The 23055-nt window shown below is 45.9% G+C and carries 15 protein-coding genes; 4 read left to right on the forward strand and 11 right to left on the reverse strand.

The window, feature by feature from the left end; genetic code table 11:
- Nucleotides 1-29: 29 nt before the first annotated feature.
- The 6 genes from dnaK to treZ form a co-directional block, all read right to left on the reverse strand.
- Entirely contained in the window at nucleotides 30-1937 is a 1908-nt protein-coding gene (gene dnaK, locus QT973_RS13110) for a molecular chaperone DnaK (protein WP_333051498.1), read from the reverse strand.
- 257 nt (nucleotides 1938-2194) lie between these two features.
- Nucleotides 2195-2347 (reverse strand): hypothetical protein, encoded by a 153-nt coding sequence (locus tag QT973_RS13115; protein WP_333231314.1) that lies wholly within the window; start codon nucleotides 2345-2347, stop codon nucleotides 2195-2197.
- Nucleotides 2348-2358: 11 nt separating this feature from the next.
- Nucleotides 2359-2883, reverse strand: a complete 525-nt coding sequence (locus QT973_RS13120) for a GNAT family N-acetyltransferase (protein ID WP_333051494.1) — start codon at nucleotides 2881-2883, stop codon at nucleotides 2359-2361.
- Nucleotides 2884-2900: 17 nt separating this feature from the next.
- Entirely contained in the window at nucleotides 2901-3134 is a 234-nt protein-coding gene (locus tag QT973_RS13125) for a hypothetical protein (RefSeq protein WP_333028250.1), read from the reverse strand.
- A gap of 143 nt (nucleotides 3135-3277) precedes the next feature.
- Nucleotides 3278-6073 carry a malto-oligosyltrehalose synthase gene (treY, locus tag QT973_RS13130; protein WP_333391493.1) on the reverse strand — a complete coding sequence of 932 codons (2796 nt, stop codon included), beginning with the start codon at nucleotides 6071-6073 and terminating at the stop codon, nucleotides 3278-3280.
- A 233-nt stretch (nucleotides 6074-6306) separates the two neighbouring features.
- On the reverse strand, nucleotides 6307-8130 hold the full coding sequence (treZ, locus tag QT973_RS13135; protein WP_333051493.1) for a malto-oligosyltrehalose trehalohydrolase: 1824 nt from the start codon (nucleotides 8128-8130) through the stop codon (nucleotides 6307-6309).
- 317 nt (nucleotides 8131-8447) lie between these two features.
- Between treZ and QT973_RS13140 the strand changes: the two genes are divergently transcribed.
- Both QT973_RS13140 and QT973_RS13145 read left to right on the forward strand, forming a co-directional pair.
- Nucleotides 8448-10508 carry an amylo-alpha-1,6-glucosidase gene (locus QT973_RS13140; protein WP_333391474.1) on the forward strand — a complete coding sequence of 687 codons (2061 nt, stop codon included), beginning with the start codon at nucleotides 8448-8450 and terminating at the stop codon, nucleotides 10506-10508.
- A 35-nt stretch (nucleotides 10509-10543) separates the two neighbouring features.
- Nucleotides 10544-11584 carry a glucokinase gene (locus QT973_RS13145; RefSeq protein ID WP_333259599.1) on the forward strand — a complete coding sequence of 347 codons (1041 nt, stop codon included), beginning with the start codon at nucleotides 10544-10546 and terminating at the stop codon, nucleotides 11582-11584.
- A 302-nt stretch (nucleotides 11585-11886) separates the two neighbouring features.
- On the opposite strand, the gene QT973_RS13150 is transcribed toward QT973_RS13145, so the two are convergent.
- From QT973_RS13150 to QT973_RS13170, 5 genes are all read right to left on the reverse strand, one after another.
- The gene (locus tag QT973_RS13150; RefSeq protein WP_333209251.1) at nucleotides 11887-12348 is read right to left on the reverse strand and encodes an EVE domain-containing protein; all 462 of its coding nucleotides are present in this window, start codon (nucleotides 12346-12348) and stop codon (nucleotides 11887-11889) included.
- The gene (locus QT973_RS13155; RefSeq protein ID WP_333391476.1) at nucleotides 12345-14705 is read right to left on the reverse strand and encodes an FHA domain-containing protein; all 2361 of its coding nucleotides are present in this window, start codon (nucleotides 14703-14705) and stop codon (nucleotides 12345-12347) included. The genes QT973_RS13150 and QT973_RS13155 overlap by 4 nt, the downstream gene beginning before the upstream one ends.
- 77 nt (nucleotides 14706-14782) lie before the next feature.
- Nucleotides 14783-16663, reverse strand: a complete 1881-nt coding sequence (locus QT973_RS13160) for an ABC-ATPase domain-containing protein (RefSeq protein ID WP_333209247.1) — start codon at nucleotides 16661-16663, stop codon at nucleotides 14783-14785.
- A 275-nt stretch (nucleotides 16664-16938) separates the two neighbouring features.
- Nucleotides 16939-17976: a M28 family peptidase gene (locus tag QT973_RS13165; protein WP_333391479.1), complete on the reverse strand. Its 1038-nt coding sequence runs from the start codon at nucleotides 17974-17976 to the stop codon at nucleotides 16939-16941.
- A gap of 480 nt (nucleotides 17977-18456) precedes the next feature.
- The gene (locus tag QT973_RS13170; protein WP_333051476.1) at nucleotides 18457-19035 is read right to left on the reverse strand and encodes a hypothetical protein; all 579 of its coding nucleotides are present in this window, start codon (nucleotides 19033-19035) and stop codon (nucleotides 18457-18459) included.
- 341 nt (nucleotides 19036-19376) lie between these two features.
- Between QT973_RS13170 and QT973_RS13175 the strand changes: the two genes are divergently transcribed.
- On the forward strand, nucleotides 19377-22724 hold the full coding sequence (locus QT973_RS13175) for an EAL domain-containing protein (protein WP_333391481.1): 3348 nt from the start codon (nucleotides 19377-19379) through the stop codon (nucleotides 22722-22724).
- Nucleotides 22725-22773: 49 nt separating this feature from the next.
- Entirely contained in the window at nucleotides 22774-22962 is a 189-nt protein-coding gene (locus QT973_RS13180) for a hypothetical protein (protein ID WP_333391483.1), read from the forward strand.
- Nucleotides 22963-23055: the final 93 nt, after the last annotated feature.

The following is a 23055-nucleotide window of genomic DNA, read 5'->3' on the forward strand; positions in this document are numbered from 1 at the left end:
TTCTAGCTGGGGGCTTTTAATTTAGCCTGTTATTTGTTGCCTTCTGTGAAGTCGGCGTCAATCACGTCGTCGCCGCCGCCAGTGGGGCCGCCGTCTCCATAGCCGCCGGGGCCGCCGGGGCCGTCAGTTGGGCCGCCTGCTTGCTGGTACAGGTTGCTGCTGACAGCGTAGAATGCTTGCTGCAACTCTGTTGTCAGTGTCTTGATGCGATCGTCATCTTCACTCTCGATCGCGGATCGCAAGTCTTTAAGCAACCCTTCAATCTTAGTTTTGTCATCAGCGGGAACTTTATCGCCCAATTCTGCCAACTGCTTCTCGATTTGATAGGCTTGAGAATCAGCTTGGTTTTTGCGATCGATCCTTTCGCGACGCTCTTTGTCAGCAGAAGCATTCGATTCGGCTTCCTTCACCATGCGATCGACTTCATTGCTGGGCAAAGTAGAAGCACCAGTAATGCTAATCGATTGCTCCTTGCCAGTACCTTTATCCTTAGCAGCTACATTCAAAATACCGTTAGCATCGATATCGAAAGTAACTTCAATTTGAGGTACGCCACGGGGGGCCGGTGGAACTCCATCTAAGCGGAAGGTTCCCAAATCCTTGTTATCATTGGCCATTTCCCGTTCGCCTTGCAAAACGTGAATTTCCACGTTTGTTTGACCGTCTACAGCAGTCGAGAAAGTTTCCGACTTCTTGGTAGGAATAGTGGTGTTGCGGGGAATGATTTTGGTCATCACGCCACCCAAGGTTTCGACGCCGAGAGACAGCGGAGTAACGTCGAGCAACAGGATGTCTTTGACTTCGCCGGAGAGTACGCCTGCTTGAATTGCTGCACCGACTGCGACCACTTCGTCCGGGTTTACGGTTTGGTTGGGGTCTTTGCCAAGGAGTTTTTTGACCAGTTCTTGCACCGCAGGAATGCGCGTAGAACCACCAACTAAGACGACTTCATTAATTGCAGATTTGTCTAATTTGGCGTCGCGGATCGCATTTTCTACGGGGATGCGGGAGCGATCGATCAAATCGGAACAGAGTTCTTCAAACTTGCCCCGCGTCAAAGTCGTGTCCAAGTGTTTTGGCCCGTCTTGAGTCGCGGTAATAAACGGCAGGTTGATTTCTGCTTGGGTAACGCTCGAAAGCTCAATCTTGGCTTTTTCGGCTGCTTCCGTCAGGCGTTGCAGGGCTTGTTTGTCTTTGCGGAGGTCAATTCCTTCGGCTCTTTGGAATTCATTAGCGATGAAATCAACAATTTTTTTGTCGAAGTCGTCACCGCCGAGGTGAGTGTCTCCAGAAGTTGCTAGCACTTCAAATACGCCGTCGCCTACTTCGAGAATAGATACGTCGAAAGTACCGCCACCTAAGTCAAATACGAGGATGGTTTCGTTGCTCTTTTTATCTAACCCGTAAGCTAAAGCTGCTGCTGTAGGTTCGTTAATAATCCGCAGCACTTCTATACCGGCAATTTTTCCTGCGTCTTTCGTAGCTTGGCGCTGGGAGTCGTTGAAGTAAGCGGGAACAGTAATTACCGCTTGGGTAACAGTTTCGCCGAGGTATTTGCTGGCGTCTTCTACGAGTTTCCGAAGAACTTGTGCAGAAATTTCTTCTGGGGCAAATTGCTTGCCGCGGGCGGGACAGTCTAGTTTGAGGCTGTTGCCGACTTTGAGAACTTTGTAGGAAACTTCAGTGGTTTCGTGGGTTACTTCATCAACCCTACGCCCGATAAACCGTTTTACTGAGTAAAAGGTGTTTTCGGCGTTCATCACGGCTTGACGCTTGGCGATTTGTCCGACAAGTTGATCCCCATTTTTAGCATATGCTACTACAGAAGGTGTGGTGCGACCCCCCTCGGCGTTGGCTATGACGGTGGGTTTGCCGCCTTCCATAACTGCGACGCAGGAGTTTGTCGTACCTAAGTCAATTCCAACTACTTTTCCCATAGGGGTGTTCCGGCTCCAATCTCTACAAAATTTTGGTGTTTTATCTGTGCGATAGTCTGGTTATTCAGGACTGCCATTTTACCTCGCGGTTTACGGGTAGTGAGTCCTGCTTTAATACAGTCTTCGATAGGGTGCTTATCTCTATACTGCGGGCGGTAGACCTTGCGATGAAGGGGTATTTACCGAACCTGTTGGGGGACGGTTGCATCCGTGAGGCTTGCACCGCTACAGTTGTTGACTGCTTTTCTTTACTCTTCCTAATGTACGGTGTGCGATCGATTCGGGTATTGTGGCAAACCGTATACGTTGTGTTGTGTTTGCCGTCTTTGTTGTATAAATTTTGTTTGGTTGGTAGGGGCGATCGGTCGATCGGCTTCAAAATAAAAGTAAAATTTATCAGTTAGAGTCATGAGTTAGAGACCTACCCATTTGCTGCTTGTTTAATTGTACTCATCAGAATAAACAGTGAAAAAGGACTATCTTGGTACTCCAAGAAACCGCACCTTTTGTAAAATTCTTTAGCTTGTTCGTCAATAGCATCTACCCTGACAGCATAAATTCCCATATTTTGGGATAAATTCAGTGCATTCTCGAAGGCATGGCGCAGTAACCGCTTCCCCAAGCCTCTACCTTGCATTGATCGATCGACTGCAAGTTTCCCAACTAGCATAGCAGGAGGGGGATAGTTGGGGAGATTTTCTCGCAAGTTAGGTGGTAGCTGGGTACGATCGAGTAAATTAGCGCTGCCAGCATAATAGCCTGCTATTGTGTAGTTATCTTCACCTGCTAAAGCTACAAAAGTTCTAGCAGTACCGAGGCGATCATTCTGCTTTGCATATCGTTTGAGATAAGCATCTAATTCTGTATTTCCCGAATTAAATGGGTCTTTTCTAAGACTGCTCGTACTTCGGTTTATATCTTCTAGACGGCTAATAGTCCAATTCACTCGCTGTACTGTTTTGTTTAATAATCTGCAAATAATGCGAGCAATCCTTCAGACGGTGCTGGCGGGTTTTCCATGACTGACAGTAAAAAGGCTCGATCGCGATCCGACAGTGCTGGAGGTGTATTATTGTAAGCTGCTGGGCCGTTGATCGTAGCATCTGCTTCGGCAATGAATTCGTCTAGGACAAATAGGTAAGCCCACCAAGAGAGTCTGGTTTCGGTACTGGTTTCGGTTTTGACGAGCGATCGCATTTTGCTATTCCTCCCGCTACTAAGATTGCTTTCCTGCTACTATTTTAACTCAAGAAGCCCAGCACATGGTATGGTGCGTCAGAGCCAAAAAACATTGTGAACTCCCAATAATCAATTCCTGACGCACCCTACAACTTTAGTTTCTATTTTTTACCGATCAGCAGAGCTGCCGGAAAGTAACTCAGAGCGTCACCAATTGCCAAAGTACCGTTACTTTCTACCGCCTGATTTGTAATTGCATCTTTCCAAACCGACGGCATTTCCTCGGATAATTTCAAATTAGTATCTTTCCAGACTTGTTTGCCGATCGGCATTTCTTCCGGTTTGACAATTCCCGTCAAAAACCGGGGAGCAATGACAATAACGGTAGTCTCTCCAAAGCTTCTGGCAAAGGCAACAACATTATCTTTAAACGTGCCAACTGCTTCCATGGGCAGATAATCGCCTGATTGAAAAACTTGCAAGTATTTTTTTCTCGCTTCTAGGGCTCTTGCCGTCAAAAACAACTTAATTCTCGCGTCTTCTCGCGTCGCAATCAAATCTTCAATTAGTTGCAAAATATCCGTCTGAGCTTGCTCTTTAATTTCCCGCAAAACCTCGATTCTGCGCTCAAAATCTACGGGACGGCGGTTATCTGGATCGACGTGGCTTAAATCCCAGAATTCCGTCCCTTGATAAATGTCGGGAACACCCGGAGCCGTGATTTTCAGCAGCGTTTGAGATAAAGAATTGAAAATTCCGTAATTAGCTACTTTTTTCCAGAAAGGTGTAAATTTGTTGAGAAACTGATTTTGTTCCGAAGTTTCGAGAACGCTATCGACAAAGGTCATAAAACCAGCTTCGTAGTCGTTATCCGGTCTCAGCCAAGCCGTATAAACTTTGGCTTCGCGGACAGCTTTAATCACATAATCTTTCAGGCGATCGACATAATCAGTGTTTTCAATTCCCTCAAAGGGAAAACTGCCGAGCAGAGTTTGGTACAGGAAGTATTCGTCATTAGTATCTGGAACCATTCGATTCACAAAGTTGACTTTCTTAGAAGAGTTTACCTCTCTCCAAGACCTGACTTGCTGTTCCCATTCATCGGGAATTTCTGACAAAACGTTTATTCTGGCTCGCACATCTTCGCCACGTTTGGTATCGTGGGTAGCTGTCGCATTCATTTTGTGTGGCCAAGCTGCTTGCTGCTGTTGGTTGAACTCGTGAAAATCTCCCAGCGACACGCCGAACTGACTGGGATTTCCTCCCACTTCGTTGAGGGATAAAAGCCGATAGTAGACGTATAAAAGCGTGTCTTCCACGCCTTTTGCCATTAATGGACCTGTCAACTGCTGGAGTTTCATTACAAAGTGCCGACGCTGCTCTTTTTGTTCGGGTGTTAGGGTTTCTTCTTCTTCCAGCAACAGCACCGTTTCGATAAATTTAAGTTCCTTGAGGAGTCTGGGTGCTTGTTCTTTGGCATGGGCGATCGCATATTTTACGTAAGTGCGATCGGACTCTCTCAAACCGTCTTGATTGATGTAAGTTCGGTAGACTGGAAAAATTGTCAAAACAGCCGCCAATGCTTTTTCCAAACCGGGACGAGTAAAGTCATTTCCCTGTCTCGATTGACCGGAAATATTCTTCAAAAGTTGAGCTAGATTGTCTACATCTCCCGCCAAATTTTTCTCAACAATCAGTCCTTTTTTATCTAAAAACAACTGTTCGTAGGGAACGGTCAAGCGAGTAAATCTCTGATATATTTCGGTAAATTGCTGCTCGCGATCGCACCGACAAAAAACGCCGTTTACGTAATTCAAAAAGTCGTAGCCGCTAGTTCCCTCAATCGGCCAATATGACGGCAAATCTTCTTCGTGTTCCAGAATCTTTTCAACAGTAATATAAGTGTCTCCGACTTTCTCTCGGAGGCGTTTCAAATATTCTGTGGGGTCGTACAGTCCATCGATGTGGTCGATTCTCAATCCAGTAAACTTTCCCTCATCAACCATGTCGAATATCAGAGCGTGGTTTTTATGAAAAACTTTAATCTCTTCAACTTTTACCGAAATAAGTTCGTTTACTGTAAAAAACCTTCGGTAATTAATTTCCTCTGCCCCCACTTTCCAGAAAGACAGACGGTAAAACTGCTCGGAAAGCAATTCGTCTAGCAAATTAAAGCTTTCGGAATTTCCCTTTTCTCCGTTAAAAACTTTGATATTTTCATCGATAAATTCCTGTACAAGGGGATTTTGATTGTAGAGTTCCCACAGCAGTCCTTTGACAAAAGCTATCTGATCGTATCGGGTTTTACCTTTAGTTTCTGAAGGTGTATTTTTAATTAAATAAAGAATTCCTAAAAACTTGATAAAATCTGGATGGCGTCTGCCTAATTCTCTAGCTAAATGCCCCAAGTTATGACTGATGAATTTAGCATAAGATTCAATTCTTACTGGCAATTGTAAGCTATAATAATTGATGGTTAGCCCAATTTCGCTGTATTTGAGTTGAATCTCGCCATTTTCCAGACACTCTCCATAAAAATTCCCCAGCAGCGGAGCCAGCACTCGACCCCTGAGATGTTCGTAAGCGTGATTCCATTCAATATCGAAGTAATCGAAATAGTCGGAATCTGGCCCGTGTTCCAATACGTCTAACAGCAGCAAATTTTGAGTGTCATAAGCCATGTGGTTCGGAACAATATCTTGCAGCCATCCCATGTTCCGTTTCTTGATTTCGTATGTGAGGGCTTCAAAATTTTCTGATGTTCCCAAATCGGGATTGAGCTGATTTGAGTCAACGACATCGTATCCGTGAGAGCTGCCTTTTCTGGCTTTAAATATTGGTGAAGCGTAAAGGTCGGTAATTCCTAAATCTTCCAGATAGCTAAGGATTTGTTTGGCGGCTTCAAAGTTAAAACCTCCATGAAATTGAATCCGATAAGTTGTTGTGGGAATTCTCATCATGTTAATTTTACTCCGGGTTTTTTAGGGTTTTCTCTTTTAATGTATGAGGCAGAGCCTCCTCTACTGCATTCCCGGCCCGAGGCTGGGAATGAGAGAGGCTCTGCCTCCCGTTTCTTGTGGGACTAGATTCCGCGACAGAGGCTGAGAACTACATAGGTTCTGCCTCCTATTGCTTGTTCCTAGGCTCTGCCTGGGAACGCCTGTATTGGAGGCTCTGCCTCCCGTTTTAATTACTCTAATTCATAGAGTGCGAAACTCTGCGGTTTAACGGTCAATTTTTGCTCTGAAGTTATCTTTTCAGGCAAGCTAGAACCTGAACCCATCCATTTTTCATCAGCAGAGTCTAAAATTTTGTGACCGTTGCCTTGGGGCAGTGTAGCCGTAAAAGTGACATCTTGCGTGTTGAAGTTTAGAATGCAGAATATCTGGCTGTCATCTGTCCAGCGACGTAGAAATAAGATTTTTTCCGCTTCAATGCTGGACACTTCTAGACTGTTTTTGTCGAGTTTTTTAAGGGCTGGTATTGTCCGCCGCAGTTGAATCAGATGTTGGTGCCATTCCCAAAGGATTTTGTGTTTGCCTTCGGTTTGTTTTTCCCAGTTTAACTTACACTTATCGAAAGTCTCTGGACTCTGGGGGTCTTGAAACTCGCCTCGGCCTTCAAAGATTTTAAATTCTTGTTGTTTGTCTTTGCGGATAGCTTCAATTAAGTTTTCGTCCGAGTGGGAAACGAAGTAAAAAAACGGTGCTTCTTCTCCGTATTCTTCTCCCATAAAAAAGAAGGGAATGTAAGGAGAAATTAAGACAGTGCCTGCTGCGAGTTTCAATGCTTCAAAGTTAACTATTTTTGAGAGTCGGTCTCCCAAAATGCGGTTGCCGATTTGGTCGTGGGTTTGGGCAAACACCAGAAATTTATGACCCGGTTCATCCTTGACAGAATTGCCGTGTCTCCGCTTTCTGTGGGGGGCGTACTGGCCGGAGTAAACAAAGCTTTCTTTGAAGGCTTTTTCTAAGTGTTCGCATTTGCCGAAATCTTGGTAGTAGCGGTCGTCTTCTCCGGTGAGCAAGGCGTGCAGTGCGTGGTGGAAATCATCGCACCATTGGGCGTCTAGTCCGAAGCCACCGAGTTCTTTGGGACGTATAGTGCGGACATCATTTAAGTCACTTTCGGCTATTAAGTAAAGTTGCCGTCCTAGTTCGTTGGAAATATCTGCTGTGGCATCGGATAGTTCTTGTAAAAAAGGTCTTGCACCTACTTCAAATATTGCTTGAATTGCATCTAATCTCAGGGCATCGATGTGATAGTCTCGAAACCAGTAGAGGGCGTTTTCAATAAAGTAGTTACGCACGCCGTCGCTGTAGGCGTCGTCGAAGTTGAGGGGATCTCCCCAAATTGAGCCGTATTTGGATGTAAAGTAGGGGCCGAATTGACTGAGGTAGTTGCCTTCGGGGCCGAGGTGGTTGTAAACTACATCGAGAATTACTGAAATGCCGTGTTCGTGGCAGGCGTTGACGAGTGTTTTGAAGCCTTCGGGGCCGCCGTAGGAGTTTTGAACTGCGTAGGGATATACGCCGTCATATCCCCAGTTTCGCTCGCCGGGAAATTGGGCTACTGGCATGATTTCGATGGCGTTGATTCCCAAGTCTTTAAGTTGTTTTAGATGGGGAATTATTGCTTCAAATGTTCCGGCTTGGGTGAATGTGCCGACGTGCAGTTCGTAAATAATCATTTCGGCTAGCGGCACGCCTTGCCAATTTGTGTCAGTCCAAGTAAAAATATTTTGATCTATTACTTGCGACGGAGCGTGTACGCCTTGGGGTTGATATTTTGAGGCTGGGTCTGGTCGGTCGGTTTTTCCTTCGATTTGGTAAGTGTAAAGGGTTCCTGGTTCGATGTCTGTAGCTGTGGTTTGCCAATAACCTTCTGCTGATTGTTGCAGGGGTATCAGGCGTTTTTTTGGGGAAACAATTTGGACTGCGATTTGTTTGAGGGTGGGCGCCCAAACGGTAAATTCACATTGGTTATTGCCGAGGTAATTTGCTCCTATCTTCACTTTGAGCCGTTCTCCTTATAAAATAGGTTGGTAGTTCGATCGCCCGACGCGCTATCAAATGCTTTGCCCTTAACGTTGAGCGCCTGTTTAGACGGTAATATTACTTAATATAACAAACAACTAACTTTAGACAGAGGCATCAAAGGCTAAAATTGTATATGGGGCAAAAGTAGCGGTTAGTTATGTCTAAATTAGAGCATGAATCCGCACGGGGGCGATCGCCAAATTAACGGTCTGAAATCGTTAATATTTGTGGTTGATATTATGTCGAAAATCTACCTAAAGGTAGGTAAAAAATCAGCGCGAGTGTGGATTTTATGGTTATGGCTTTTGGACGGGAAATCTGCTGCAATCTTGACTCGGCGGAGTCTCGGGAGTGGTTGGTCACAAACGGGATCGGCGGTTACGCTAGCGGGACGATCGCAAATCTCCTCACCCGCCGCTATCACGGCTTGCTGGTAGCAGCCCTCAAACCCCCGCTGGGACGCACTTTGATGCTCGCCAAGCTGGACGAGACGGCGGTGTATCACGATCGCGCCTATCCGCTTTATACAAACCGCTGGGCCGACGCGACGATCGAACCCCACGGCTACAACTACATCGAAAGCTTTCACCTCGAAGGCACGACGCCTGTTTGGAGGTTTGCTCTCGGCGACGCTATCCTGGAAAAGCGGATTTGGATGCAGCAAGGTGCTAACACAACATATATTCAATACCGCCTGCACCGCGCCTCACAACCGATCGCCCTCGCTGTCAAAGCCCTAGTCAACTATCGCGACTACCACCACACAACGAGCGCCGGCGACTGGCAGATGAGCCTAGAAACCTTGGAAAGCGGCGTTTGCGTGACGGCATTTCCCAAGGCTGCACCCCTGTACCTGCTGACAGATGCCACACCAGAAGCCAAATTTCAAGTCTCTGCGCCCTTATACAATTGGCATTACGGATTGGATCTAGCAGCCGAAAAGCGCCGCGGATTGGATTGCTGCGAGGATCACTTGCAGGCGGCGACTTTTCACATGACGATCGCACCGGGAAGTTCTCTCACATTGATAGCCAGCACCGAGAAAAATACCGAACTCAACGGCGGTACAGCTTTAGAAGTGCGCCGCACTTATGACCAACAACTCCTGCAAAACTGGTCAAAAGTGAGCGAATCTCCCGACTGGATCAATCACTTAGTGCTCGCCGCCGACCAATTTATCGTCAGCCGCCCGCTACCGGAGGAACCCGAAAGCAAAACGATTATCGCCGGATATCCCTGGTTTAGCGACTGGGGGCGCGATACGATGATTAGCTTGCCCGGTCTCACAATCTGTACCGGGCGATCGGAAATTGCGCGATCGATTTTGCGGACATTTGCGCGGTATGTCGATCGGGGAATGCTGCCGAACCGCTTCCCGGATGCGGGCGGCGCACCGGAATACAACACCGCAGATGCCACTCTGTGGTACTTTGAGGCAATTCGCGCTTATATCGATGCCACGGGGGACGACGAACTTTTGAGCGAACTCTGGCCTACTTTATGTGAGATTGTTGATTGGCACATACAGGGAACTCGGTATAATATCCGCGTCGATCCCGATGACGGTTTAATCTACGCGGGCGAAAAGGGTGTGCAACTGACTTGGATGGACGCGAAAATCGGCGATTGGGTGGTGACGCCCCGGATTGGTAAGCCGATCGAACTCAGCGCGCTTTGGTACAATGCTATACAAGCTATGGCAAGTTTTGCTCGAAAACTGGGCAAGCCTCACAATGAATACCAGCAATTGGGCGATCGAACGGCCGCCGGATTCCCTCGCTTCTGGAACGCCTCAACCGGTTACTGTTACGACGTTCTCGACGGCCCAGACGGACACGATGCCTCGCTGCGGCCCAACCAAATATTCGCCGTTTCCCTGCCCCTAGACTCGATTCCTCCTCACTCCGCCAACTCCTTGTCAGCGGGGATGCGCCAGGAAACGCGGTATACACCGTTACTGACGCCCATCCAGCAGCGCGGCGTGGTGGACGGCTGCGCTCAACAGTTGCTCACTTCTGTCGGCCTCCGCAGCCTCTCGCCACATCACCCCCAGTATCGCGGCGCATACGAAGGCGACCAATTGCAGCGCGACAGCGCCTACCACCAAGGCACAGTTTGGGGCTGGCTGATTGGCCCGTTTGTCTTGGCGCACTTGCACGTATACAAAGACCCAGCACAAGCTCGCGAATTTCTCGAATCAATGGCACATCATATAAGGGGCGGCGGAGTTGGCAGTCTGAGCGAAATTTTTGAGGGCGACGCCCCCCACTCGCCGCGGGGCTGCACGGCTCAAGCTTGGACAGTGGCTGAGGTGCTGCGGGCTTGGTTGGCAATTAATACTGTGGGTGTTTAAATGGGGAATGTTATCTTTGGTGAAAAAAGAGATTTATGGCATTATTATTAGCGGGCGATATTGGCGGAACTAAGACAATTTTGCGCTTAGTGGAAAGGACTGTTAACGGTGAAATGAACGCTCTTTACGAGTTTCGCTATCCGAGCGGGGAGTTTCCCGATTTAGTACCAATGGTGCTGCAGTTTTTGACGGAAGCTGCTACGAAATTGGATTTTGCGCCATTGCCTGAAAAAGCTTGTTTTGCGATCGCAGGCCCGGTGGTTAACAATACTGCAAAACTGACTAATTTGCCTTGGAGGCTGGATGCGAAGCGTCTGGAACAAGAATTAGGAATATCCCGCGTCAGTTTAATTAATGATTTTGTTGCGGTTGGCTACGGCGTGTGGGGTTTGGATGCTAAAGATTTGCACATTTTGCAAGTCGGAAAACCCCGCCAATACGATCCAATTGCTGTGATTGGTGCGGGTACTGGTTTGGGAAATTGTTTTGGAATTCCAGAGGCAAATGGCATCCGGGTATTTTCTTCGGAAGGGGGGCACGGTGACTTTGCTCCTCGTTCGGAGTTGGAGTTTGAATTGCTGAAATATTTGTTAGCAAAACACGACATTCAAAGAATATCGATCGAGCGTGTGGTTTCGGGACAAGGGATTGTTTCAATTTACCAGTTTTTGCGGGACAGAAAGTTTGCTCCTGAATCGCCGGAGGTAGGGGAAGTTATCAAAAAATGGGAGTCAGAAATCGGGAAAACTGAAAAGACTGTCGATCCGGGGGCGACAATTGCACAGGCGGCCCTCAAAAAGTGCGATCGGCTTTCGGAACAAACAATGCAAATGTTTGTAGAAGCCTACGGTGCGGTGGCGGGAAATATGGCTGTATCACTTTTACCTTACGGCGGTTTGTACATAGCAGGTGGCATTGCTGCTAAAATTTTGCCACTGATTCTAGAAGGGGGTTTTATGCGGGCTTTTACCCACAAAGGGCGGATGGATTCGCTATTAGAAATGATACCGGTTCGATTGGTTTTGAATCCCAATGTAGGGTTAATTGGAGCCGCAGTTTGTGCTGCCGGTCTTTAGGGGATTTCAAATATTTGGGGCGGGCTCTTCGGCCCACCCCACAAGCAATTTGTGGCACAGGCATCTTGCCTGTAGTATTAATTCCGGTTGCACTCAGACATGATAGGCAAGACGGACACGGCAATGCCGTTTCCCTACCCCAAAATAATCACGAGCACGACCTGAGAGATGTAACCATCGCCAGATTAATTGTAGGGATACGGCACTGCCGTGTCCTGACTGTGGGTAATATCAAATCTGTTGGCATCAGAATTATTCATCTCTCTTTTTTCTGACTCTGTGTTCTCTGCGTTCTCTGCGGTTTAATCATTAGATTCTCTCATCTTCAAAATCTTCTGTGCCGCACTTTCAGATACCGGCATCACCGATAACCGATTGCCTTTTCTCACCACCAAAATCTCATCAGCGCTAAACTTTTGTTTCAGTTCATCCAAAGATATTAACTTAGCAAACTCCTCAACAAACTCCACTTTCACAGTTTGCCAGCGAGGAGCACTTAACTGCGATTTAGCATCATAATATTCGCTCTTCATATCGAACTGAGTAGGGTCAGCAATCCCAGTTTCAACGACGCGCACTAACCCGACAATACCGGGAAATTTAGTATTAGAATGGTAAAAAAATACTAAGTCTCCCCGACTCATTTCTCGCATAAAATTGCGCGCTTGATAGTTGCGAACGCCATCCCAAATGGAAGTGCGATCGCCCTTCAAGTCCGCAATACTGTAAACATCCGGTTCCGACTTCATCAGCCAATAATTCATAAAATATCCTTCCGCTTCTGCAACCACAGAGTCAACATCAAATAAACGCAAATATGCACGCACAAAATAGCCCAGTTCAAACCCAAATTTTCCCAAGTTGGATCGTAAACAGGAGTAGGCTCAAACGGCTGAGGAAGCGTACTCCCATCCGGTAATGTAGTAGGTGCGGGAACCATCCCATTCACATTAACTAAAGAGCCGTAAGCACCCACAGACCAGCGGCTTAACATCAGCCAAGAAAACTTGCTCGCCGCACCTTCCATCTTAAACAAAACTCCCGAAAAAATAATCTGAGGCAGCAATAATAGAGGCAAAGCGCTATTAGCTTGAGAGCTATTTTTAACAATCGCGGAAACGACTAATCCAAGGCTTATGCAGCTCATTAAAGTTAGGAATGTGGTAATACTTGCCCCCACCGGCCAGGAAATAAAACTCGGTTCGGGGGATTTAAAAGCAATCAGAATAACTCCTACCATTAACAGTGTTTGCAATACGGCTAAACCAGAAAGTATAAAAATTTTTGAACCTAAATAAGCAAACAATCCTAAATTGACCAAACGTTCGCGCAGATAAATAGCAGATTCTTTAACAATTTCTTGCAGAGAAGTTGCCAGCCCTACCCAAATCGCCGCGCAGGTAAATACAAATAGAACTCTGAGCGCTAAAGGTGCTAAAGTTGCCTCCGGTGCGCCAATTAATGGGTCTTTATCTCTGACGGCTAGCCGCAGCAAACTAATGCCGATCGGAGCCGTTAAAAGAGCTAAACTCAAGTTAACTAAGTCGCGGGAAACGAGTTGAAAATAGCGCTGGGAAAGCAAAACGAGTTGTTTTACAAAAGATTGAGATTTTGGTACAGAAGGTGCAGAAGGTATTTGTGCATTAGCCTTGCCTGTGCTGAAGTGGTTGACAATATAGCGCTGATAGTAGGGAGATTTATTAAACTTTTCTGCCCAGCTTTGAACGTTGGTTTCTCCTGTTTCTAATTCGTTGTAAATGTCTGCAAAATCGCTTGTTTTGACATCAAAAAAATCGAGCGCTTCCCTAGGCGGGCCGAAGTAACAAAGGCGACCGCCGCGACCCAAAAACACAATCCGATCGCACATCGTGATATTTGCCGTCGCGTGAGTCACCAGAATCACCGTCCGGCCTTGATTTGCCAACTTTCGCAGCAGTTGCATCATCTTCTTATCCAAACCCGGATCGAGTCCTGAAGTCGGTTCGTCTAAAAAGAAAAGTTTCGGGTCTGCTAACAGTTCGACTCCGATACTGACCCGCTTCCGCTGTCCGCCGCTAAGCTGTTTTACTAAAGCCTTGCGACGGTGAGTCATTTCAATATCTTCTAAAGTTTTGGCGACTACCGGCTTGACATCTGTATCGGGAGGTAAGCGCAATTTAGCGGCATAACTCAAGACTTCTTCTACTGTCAAATCTGCGTGCACAATATCATCTTGAGGCACGTAACCGATTTGATTGCGGTAAATATTGAAGTTTTGGCGCAGGTTGTCGCCATTGAGAAACACAGCGCCGTTAGTAGTTTTTTCGATGCCTAAAAGCGTCCGCATTAAAGTAGATTTACCCGCACCGCTACCGCCGACTAAAGCCACAAACTGCCCCGGTTCGATCGCCAAAGTGATGTTATCCAAACGCTTCGGAATCACCAGACTGTCAGCATCCAAACGAATTTGATGGCCGGAGTCTTGCATCTGCAACTCACCGATGCGGTAAGTTAGAGTAAACGGGCCGATCCGAATTGCATCTCCTTCGGACAACTGTACAGAATTTGTGACTCGCTGACCGTTAACAAAAACCCCGTTAACGCTGTGGTCTCGCAAAATATAATTACCGCGACTGTCTTGGTCGATTGTGGCGTGGCGTCTAGAAACAAGCGGCGCATCTAATTGCAGCGAAGCGTTTGGATCGCGACCCAACAAAACCGACCGATTCTTAAGAAGAATTGACTGCTTGCTAGGGACAGCAACCTGATTCGCCAGCGGATTAAAATAAGTCAGCAAAACTTGATTTTGAGGATCGAGACCGATTTTAAGTTCTGTGCCGTTTTTCAGACAATAGCCGTCATTGGGAGTGATGCGAGTGCGATCGACAAATAAGCCATTAGTGCTCGGCCGCTGGCCGTCACCGTCGTAAATCCAGTAATTATCCCCAATTTGGCGCAAAACAGCGTGAACGCCGGAAACTGCGCGCCAAGCTTCGGGAATGGCTAAATCAGCACGAGTGCGATCGCGCCCCAATACGTGCTGCTGCTGTTTTAACTCTAACTGTAAAACCTCCCCTTGATTGCTTAATACTAAATAAGGTCGATCGCTTAAAGCAGTCAGTTGTCCTATATTGCCTGTCATACTTCAATCGCGGTTTTTGCACTCACTTTGGTCAGCATATCAAAAGTAGGACAACAATACACTTATATTAAGAAAATCTACTTAGCAACAACCGACAAACTACGAAGCCGATTAATTGCCGCCGCCAATTCAAAGCGTCGAAACATGGCAAAATCCCCTTCAGGAAAAGGCGATAAAATATCCATCCCGCGCGCGTCAATATCTGCCATCACCAAATCGATAATTTCCGACAAAGTGCGTTTTCCGTCCATGTATTGCTGCTTAGCATAAACCATTGCCGCAGCGATCGCCCTTAACTGTCCGCTGTCCACAATTTGCTCAACAGCACCCAAATCAATCTCCTCAGTTCCGAAAGCCAATTCATCAACATCTCGCACCTTCACCCGCACATCTCGCCGTCCCCGACTCGGATCTAAACTAGCAGGAATCGGCACTCTTTGAGTAATCTTACCAAAATTTTCTCCCCCTTCAGCAGCACGGCTAATCGAGTATTTTTTAGCAATATCTTTAGCTTTTCCCGTCACATTATATGCTTGAAAATTATCTAGTGCAATCACAGTATCTGCCACATCAAAATAATCGCCGCTTCCCCCCATTACTAAAATAGTCGATACGCCGCCATCTGCGTACAACTGTTTAACTTTATCAATAAACGGCGTAATCGGTTCCTTATCCTTAGCGATGAGTTCCTGCATTCTGCGATCGCGAATCATAAAATTCGTCGCCGCCGTATCCTCATCCACCAATAAAACAGGCACTAAATCCTCTTCATAAATTAATCCGTGTATCCGTGTCAAAATCCGTGTCGTGCCTTCCTTCTTCCTTCTCCCCACTTCCAAAGCCTCAATAATATTAGCAGCTTGCGACGTGCTACCGCTCGCATTCTCAGTATAAAATTGTGCAGTATCTCTACCTTGTGGCAAGTGGTTAATAAAAGGCGAAATATCAACTCCCGCAACACTTCTCCCATCTTCCGCTCTAATTTTAACCGCCGCCGGATTAGTCACCACAAATTCCCTACCATCTCCGGGAATTCGGTTGTAAACCCCCAACTCGATCGCCCTGAGTAAAGTTGATTTGCCGTGATAGCCGCCCCCAACAATCAAAGTAATGCCAGCGGGAATACCCATACCGGAAATCAAACCGCGATTCGGACAATTAAACTCAACTTTTAACGACGGCGGCGACTGAAAAGCCACAGCATTATTTAACAAAGGACTGTTGTCAACACCGCTGCGGCGGGGTAAAATAGAACCGTCAGCAACAAACGCAACTAATCTTTTTTCAGCTAACTGTTCCCGCAGCCAGTCAGCATCTTCTACAGTTTCAACGTGACGGCGACATTCCGCAGGATTTAAATTAGCATACTTCAGAGATTTACTGACTATTTGAGGAATATCTTCGCAGAGCATTTCAGCAGCTTGTCGCCCTAAAATACTCCGCCCGCCCGCTGGAAGTCCGACGGCAAATCGCAGTTCTACCCCCCCTAATTCCCCCCCTTGGTAAGGGGGGGATATAGAGATTTTTGCCCCCCCTTGATAAGGGGGGGATATAGAGATTTTTGCCCCCCCTTGATAAGGGGGGGTTGGGGGGGTAATAAATGCGGAAGTTCGCTCTAAAACTTCTTGTCCGAACCGAGTCACTGCAATCATACCGCTTTTGCCAGTGCCGCGTTTGCTGCTGATGCTGTGTGCTGCTTTGTCAAACTGGCGAGTTAGGTAATCTCGCAAGGCTATTTCTCGACTGCGAGAGTTGAAAAGTTCGCGGGGAATTTGAGCAATGTTGGGGGGAACTATGACTCTAAATTTACTGGGAGAAGCAAAGGGATCTCCCTGCACGTAATCAATTATTAATGTGAATTCTGAAAATTCGTAACTACCTTGAATGTCTTTGTATGCTTTGTAGCCTCGATTGTCTAGTTGCAGTAAATGCCGTTGCAGGCTTTCTTTGTTAGTCATTTTTTATTACTTATTTGTTATTTACCTAGTTCCTAGGCTCTGCCTAGGATCGCGAATTAAATAACTTACAATTTTAATTGTTATTGTGGGATGGGCGTCCCACCCATCCAAAAAGGACGGGCGGGACGCCCATCCCACAAACTTGTGGAAGTTATTTAATTCTCATTCTTTATGAACCGATTTCACTCTTGCTCTGCCTCGCTTGCTTGGCGTGGGAAAATAGGAGGCAGAGCCTCCAGATATGCGTTACCAGGCAGAGCCTAATAACGAGTAGATTACCGAATTTCCAATAATTTAGCGGTGGCATTAACAACAATTTGAGCAGAACCGGCGAAAAAAGGTCGATCGATAGTTGCTAATGTATCGCTAGATTGGTGATAGTGAGGCGATCGCAAATTTGCAGTATCCGTCACCAACACAGCACCAATTCCTTTATACCAGAAAGGCGCGTGGTCACTGCGTAAAACATCGGGAGTCAGCAACCCTTTCAGGGGAACCGGCAGCGCCACCACCGGCGGTAAATCGGCTTTTCGCGACTCCGCAAAACTTTTCAATAGCTGCGGATGTTCCGCATCCCCAATCACAGCGATAAACTCGCCTTTATCGGGAGAAGTTACCCCCGATGCTTCTAGAAAAGGTTGCGCTGTCAATCCTTCGGGATATTGCTGACATCCGGGCGTGCGGCACGCATAACCTACCATATCTAGGACGATCGCACCCTGCAAATTTTTTAACCGCGCGTCGCTACCTGTAAATGCTAAACTGCCTAAAAGTCCGAGTTCTTCCCTGTCGAAAAATGCTACTTGCAATGTCCGAGGCGTGGGGCGAGAACCCAGCAATCTTGCTACTTCTAAAACTACTGCAACTCCCGTCGCATTGTCGTCAGCGCCGGGGGAGTTTGGTACAGTATCGTAGTGTGCTGCTACTAAAATTGCACCGGCGTTTGAGTCAGTGCCTTTTCTCTCAGCGAAGACATTGATTCCGCGATCGAACGGCTGCAACTCTGCGGAAAATCCTAATGTTTTTAGTTGTTGGGAAATGTAGTCTCTAGTAAAAGAGCGATCTCGTTCTCCATCGCGTTCTCCTGCTAAACTATCGACGTGTTTCCACAACCGAGACGGGTCAATTTGGGGCTGAAAAAAACTATTTTTTTCAGCAGGAAGCGGTAAGGGAGACGGTTTTTGGGAAGTGTGGATATTGCGATCGATCCCAACTTCGGGTACAGCCGACAACCGCTGCCACGAGTCAGAACCCCAACCCGCAGCCGTCACCGCAACCACAATAAATAGCGCTATCCAAATCAATTGTTTCATTAGTAAGTCTATTTGAAATTTTAGACAGAGCTTACGCACTCCTCACTCCCATAAACCGGGTTTTTTAGCGGAAGCGAGGGCAGCCACAAAGTCTTTTCGTAAAACCCGGTTGATGCGTTCATAACAGTTATATTTTAGATTTTAGGTTCACACCAGAGTTAAAAATAAACCTGTTTCCAAAAAAGAAACTCAAAAATCTTAAAATTAGCTGCGCCAGAGGCAGTTTTATATTTTTTATATAAAACTGCAGGAAAAAGCCTTGCGATGTTGCCGTCGAATCTGTATTGCTTAGGATCGCGAATTAAATAACTTACAATTTTAATTGTTATTGTGGGATGGGCGTCCCGCCCGTCCACTCATGACGGGCTATAAGAGCCCATCCCACAAACTTGTGGAAGTTATTTAATTCTCATTCCTTATTAGATGGTTCGACGGCGACATTCAAATCACTAATTTACCTTTTAAATTTACAATCCAAAACTACTTCTTTTCCCACTCAATCTCCTTATTCTCCAATATCAACCCGCTGCTGCTGGGAACAGCGTAAGGAATAGTTGTGGCTGAAAATTTGACTATTTGAGTTGGTTGTTGAAACCACTCGGAATAACTCGGATTGAGTTGGTCGTACAGTGCTTTCAAAGCTTGGATTTCTGCCTGTAGCTGCGCTGCTGCTTGATTGATTCTGCGAGCTTGTGTTTGCAAGCGCTTTTCCCCGGTTTGAACTTTGTTTTCTAGTTCTTGCCAGTGCTCTCCGGCCACCAACTTTTCTAGTTCACCTTGCTTGTAATTGAGTAAAGCCTGTTTTTGTTGCAGTTGCTTTTCAATATTTTTAGTCTCTCGGTCAATTTCCTGGATTTGCTGCAACCACTGCTCCCCAAAAGCAGCAGTTTGCTGGTGGAACTCGGCAATGGCTTCAGGAGTATTATTTTTGGGAAAACTGACTGCCACTCGGCACTCTGAGCGCTCTACGCCAAGTTTTTCCCGCGACTCTTGCAGGGCGGTAAGTTCTGCTTCTAGCGCGCGGACTTCTTTTTGGAGTTCTGGGATGGTCTGACTCATGGGTTCAATTAGTGGACCTCTGCATAGATTTTAAGCTAATTGTTTATTTTTCTAACAAATCCCGATCGCCTCCTTGCGGGAATTATCTAATTTTAGCGCGCTTCCACCCGGTGTCTAGGCAGAATGGCGGATAATTTGTGGCACAATGGCTGATGACACATTTTAAATTAAGATTAAAATTGTAATTAGTTATAAAGCTAAGTTATTACCTGGCTAAAATTTAATTTACAAATCCACATGAATTAATGGTGGCTGGGTTTTCCTATGGCAGAGAAACTTCTGCTAAGATTTTTACAATTTTTGGTTACTAAAAAAGTATTTTATCTTAGGAAATAGAGCAAATGAAAATAATTTTTCAATTAATTTGGGGATATTTCGCGGTTGCTATTTTTGGTGTGGAATCTAGCATGAGTGCAAAAATATTACCGATAAGTGTATGGGGTGAATCTGGCACTCACCCTGTAGAAAGGGTTTTGGTGCTGTCTCAAAAACATAGCTATTTGCGATCGGCATCTCGTCCCCTTACCTCTGGAAGCGCCGCATTATTTTTGAATCATTTATCCCAAATTGAACCACGAATATTACCAAATTACAATCAGATTAACTCTCAAAATACCAATAAAGAAGAACCTAATGTTAGGTTAAAAATCATCGGTTATTTTCTGGTTTGTCTTTGTTTAGTAATTTCATTATTGATCCGGGAGAAGACAGTAAATAGCTTATCCAAGACGATGAGGTTAATCAAGCCGAAGTCTGAAACAGAGAATGACAAGCTACCAAAAGGAGAAAAAGTGTTATATCCAAAAAAAGAACAGGATATCTGGCATACTATTGCCCAGATGACCCAAGATTTGCAGCAAACTGCCGAATATGCTCTCGATATTTGTGAGGAAATGAACGTCTCGATAATCGCGACGACTCCAGGCGGTCATATCCTATCGTTAAACCAAGCTACCTGTCAACTTTTGGGATACTCTAAAAAAGAGTTGTTAGGCAAACCAATAGCCGGACTTTTTAAGAAAAGTGAATCACCAGCCCCGGTGTTAGATTTAGGAAGTTTAACAGCCGAAGGTTCTGTCCACAACGTGGAAAAAGTCTACCTTTCTAAACAGCGAAAAAAAATAATTGTACTGCTTTCTATTTCAATTATTTGCGACAGTCAAGGCAAGGTCAGCGGTAAGTTATACATAGCACAAAACATTACCGAAAGCAAGCAGGTTGAAAGAAATTTGCGACGCAGTGAAAAAAAGTTTCGCCAACTGATAGAAACTGTTAATGCTGTTGCATTTATCTATCACCGCAGACAGTTCCGCTATGTCAATGCTGAGACAGAAGCTCTGACAGGATATACTCGCGAAGAATTACTAGCATTGGATTTATACGACTTAATTCATCTAGATTTTATAGAAATAGTTAAAAAATGGGGTAAATCCAGTCATGCGCGCTCAACAGCAGGCTCTAAATATGAATTAGTAATAGTCACGAAAACTGGAGAAATGCGCTGGATTGAAGCAACTGTAGATATTATAAAATTTGAAAAAAAAGCCTCAATATTAATCACAGCATTTGACATCAGCGATCGCAAATTAGCAGAGTTAGAACGAGAAACATCTCTTTCCTTGCTTCAGGCAACCATTGAATCTACTGCTGACGGTATTCTGGCGGTTGACAGTGGAGGCACAGTGCTCACCTTTAACCGCAAGTTTGCCGAAATGTGGCAGTTGCCGGATTTCCTGCTGGATTCGAGAGATAACAACCAAATTTTGGCCTTTGGAATCAACCAGTTAAAATATCCGGAAATATTTCTCAACCGTGCTAAAGAATTGTCCGATCGCCCTACCGAAGAAAGTTACGATATCATTGAGTTAACAGATGGCAGAATCTTCGAGCGCTACTCGTTGCCTCAGCGCACGGGAGGCAAAATTACTGGTCGAGTATTCAGCTTTCGGGATGTAACGGAACGGGTGCAATCCGAAGAAAAACTACGCAAAAGCGAAGAACGCTTTCACCTGCTGACGCGGGCGACAAATGATGCCGTATGGGATTTTGATTTGTTAAAAAATGAGTATTGGTTGAGCGAAGAATTTGAAAAAGTATTTGGATACAAACTCAACGAAACTCAGACGATAGAATTAGAATCTTGGTGGTTAAATATTCATCCCGAAGAACGGGAAAGAGTGATGTTTAGCTTCAACCAAACAATGAACTCAGACGCTCAATGTTGGTCGGAAGAATACAGCTTTCACCGTGCAGACGGGGGATATGTTTTTGTGCTCGATCGCGGCTATATCATCCGCAATGAAAGTGGCCAAGCAGTCAGGGCGATCGGCACGATGATGGACATTACTCAGCGCAAGCAAGCTGAAGAAATTATTCGCTATCAAGCTGTTTATGACCAACTCACCGGTTTACCGAACCGGATACTGTTTAACGAGAGGCTGCTGGCGTCCTTAAAACAAGCTAAACAAACAAAAAAAATGCTTGCTGTGATGTTTTTAGACTTGGACAGGTTCAAAAAGATTAATGATACACTAGGTCACGCTGCGGGCGATCGCCTGTTAGAAGGTTTTGCCGGACGCATCAGCGACACTTTGCGATCGACTGACACGGTAGCCCGCTGGGGAGGCGACGAATTTACCATACTGCTTCCCGACATCAATTGCTTAGAAGATGCCGTTAAAACAGCTCAAAGAATACTCAACAATTTAAAGCCACCATTTAAACTAGAAGGACAACCGTTTCATGTTAGCAGCAGCATCGGCATTGCCCTTTATCCCGATGATGGTGAAGAGGCCGAAACTTTAGTCAAAAATGCCGATGCTGCCTTGTACTACGCTAAAGAAATGGGAAGAAATAACTATCAGTTATATACTTCAACACTTAATCCCCACTGCAGCCATTTACTAACTATAGAACACAGACTGCACGAGGCTTTAGAACAAGGAGAATTTGAGGTTTTCTATCAGCCAAAAGTCAACATTACTACTTGGCAAATTCAGGGCATGGAAGCTCTGCTGCGCTGGCAACATCCACAATTAGGTTTAGTTACTCCCGCTACATTTATTCCCATCGCCGAAGAGAACGGACTCATTGTACCTATTGGGGAATGGGTGCTGCAAACAGCCTGCACTCAAAATAAAGCTTGGCAGGATGCTTTGCAGCCAGATTTGCGGGTAGCAGTCAACGTTTCGGCTCGGCAGTTCCAGCAATTTAATTTATTAGAAATGGTAGCGAACTGCTTGGAAAAAACTGGTTTAGCACCCAAATATTTAGAGTTAGAAATTACCGAAACTACAGCCATGCAAGATGTGGATTATACCACAAAAGTTCTCAGGGAGTTGCAGAATATGGGAGTGCAAATTGCGCTGGACGATTTCGGCACGGGTTATTGTTCTCTAAATTATCTCAAAAAGTTTCCCTTGAATATCTTAAAAATAGACAGGTCGTTTGTCAGCGGATTGACGACCGATCCCTGCGAACGGGCGATCGCCAAGGCTGTAGCGACCCTGGGGCGAGATTTGAACTTGAGCGTGGTAGCCGAAGGAGTAGAAACTAAAGAGCAGTTAGAGTGTTTGCGCGAACTGCACTGTCAAGAAATTCAGGGTCATTATTTCAGCCCTGCACTATCAGCCAATGATGCTAGGAAGCTATTGCTAAATTCTCAGTTGCAACAAGTGAAAATTGCTTAATTGGGTTGCGACTTACGACTGCGTTAGGTTGTAACGCTGCGTGCAAGTCTTGCGAACGTTACACGTAAAAAGTCGTGCGACCACCGCCGAAACCCGCATACGTCCCGCCGCAGCAGCCGTCGCACGAGCAGCCACTGTAGGAAAACTCGTTGCCGCACTCAAGACAGATCGCCGTCCAGTCGTGATGGTCTGGTGGCGAGGCCTTCTTGCGACAGTTATCGCAGCCGAAAACGGCTAGTTCGCTCACATCGAACGACCTGCGCTTCCGTTTCGTCTGCTTGATGGCATCGTGCATGAACTGGTTAAAACTTAAAATAGTGTGCAGAATAAC

It is taken from the genome of Microcoleus sp. Z1_A1 (assembly GCF_036700305.1).
Classification (GTDB): domain Bacteria; phylum Cyanobacteriota; class Cyanobacteriia; order Cyanobacteriales; family Microcoleaceae; genus Microcoleus.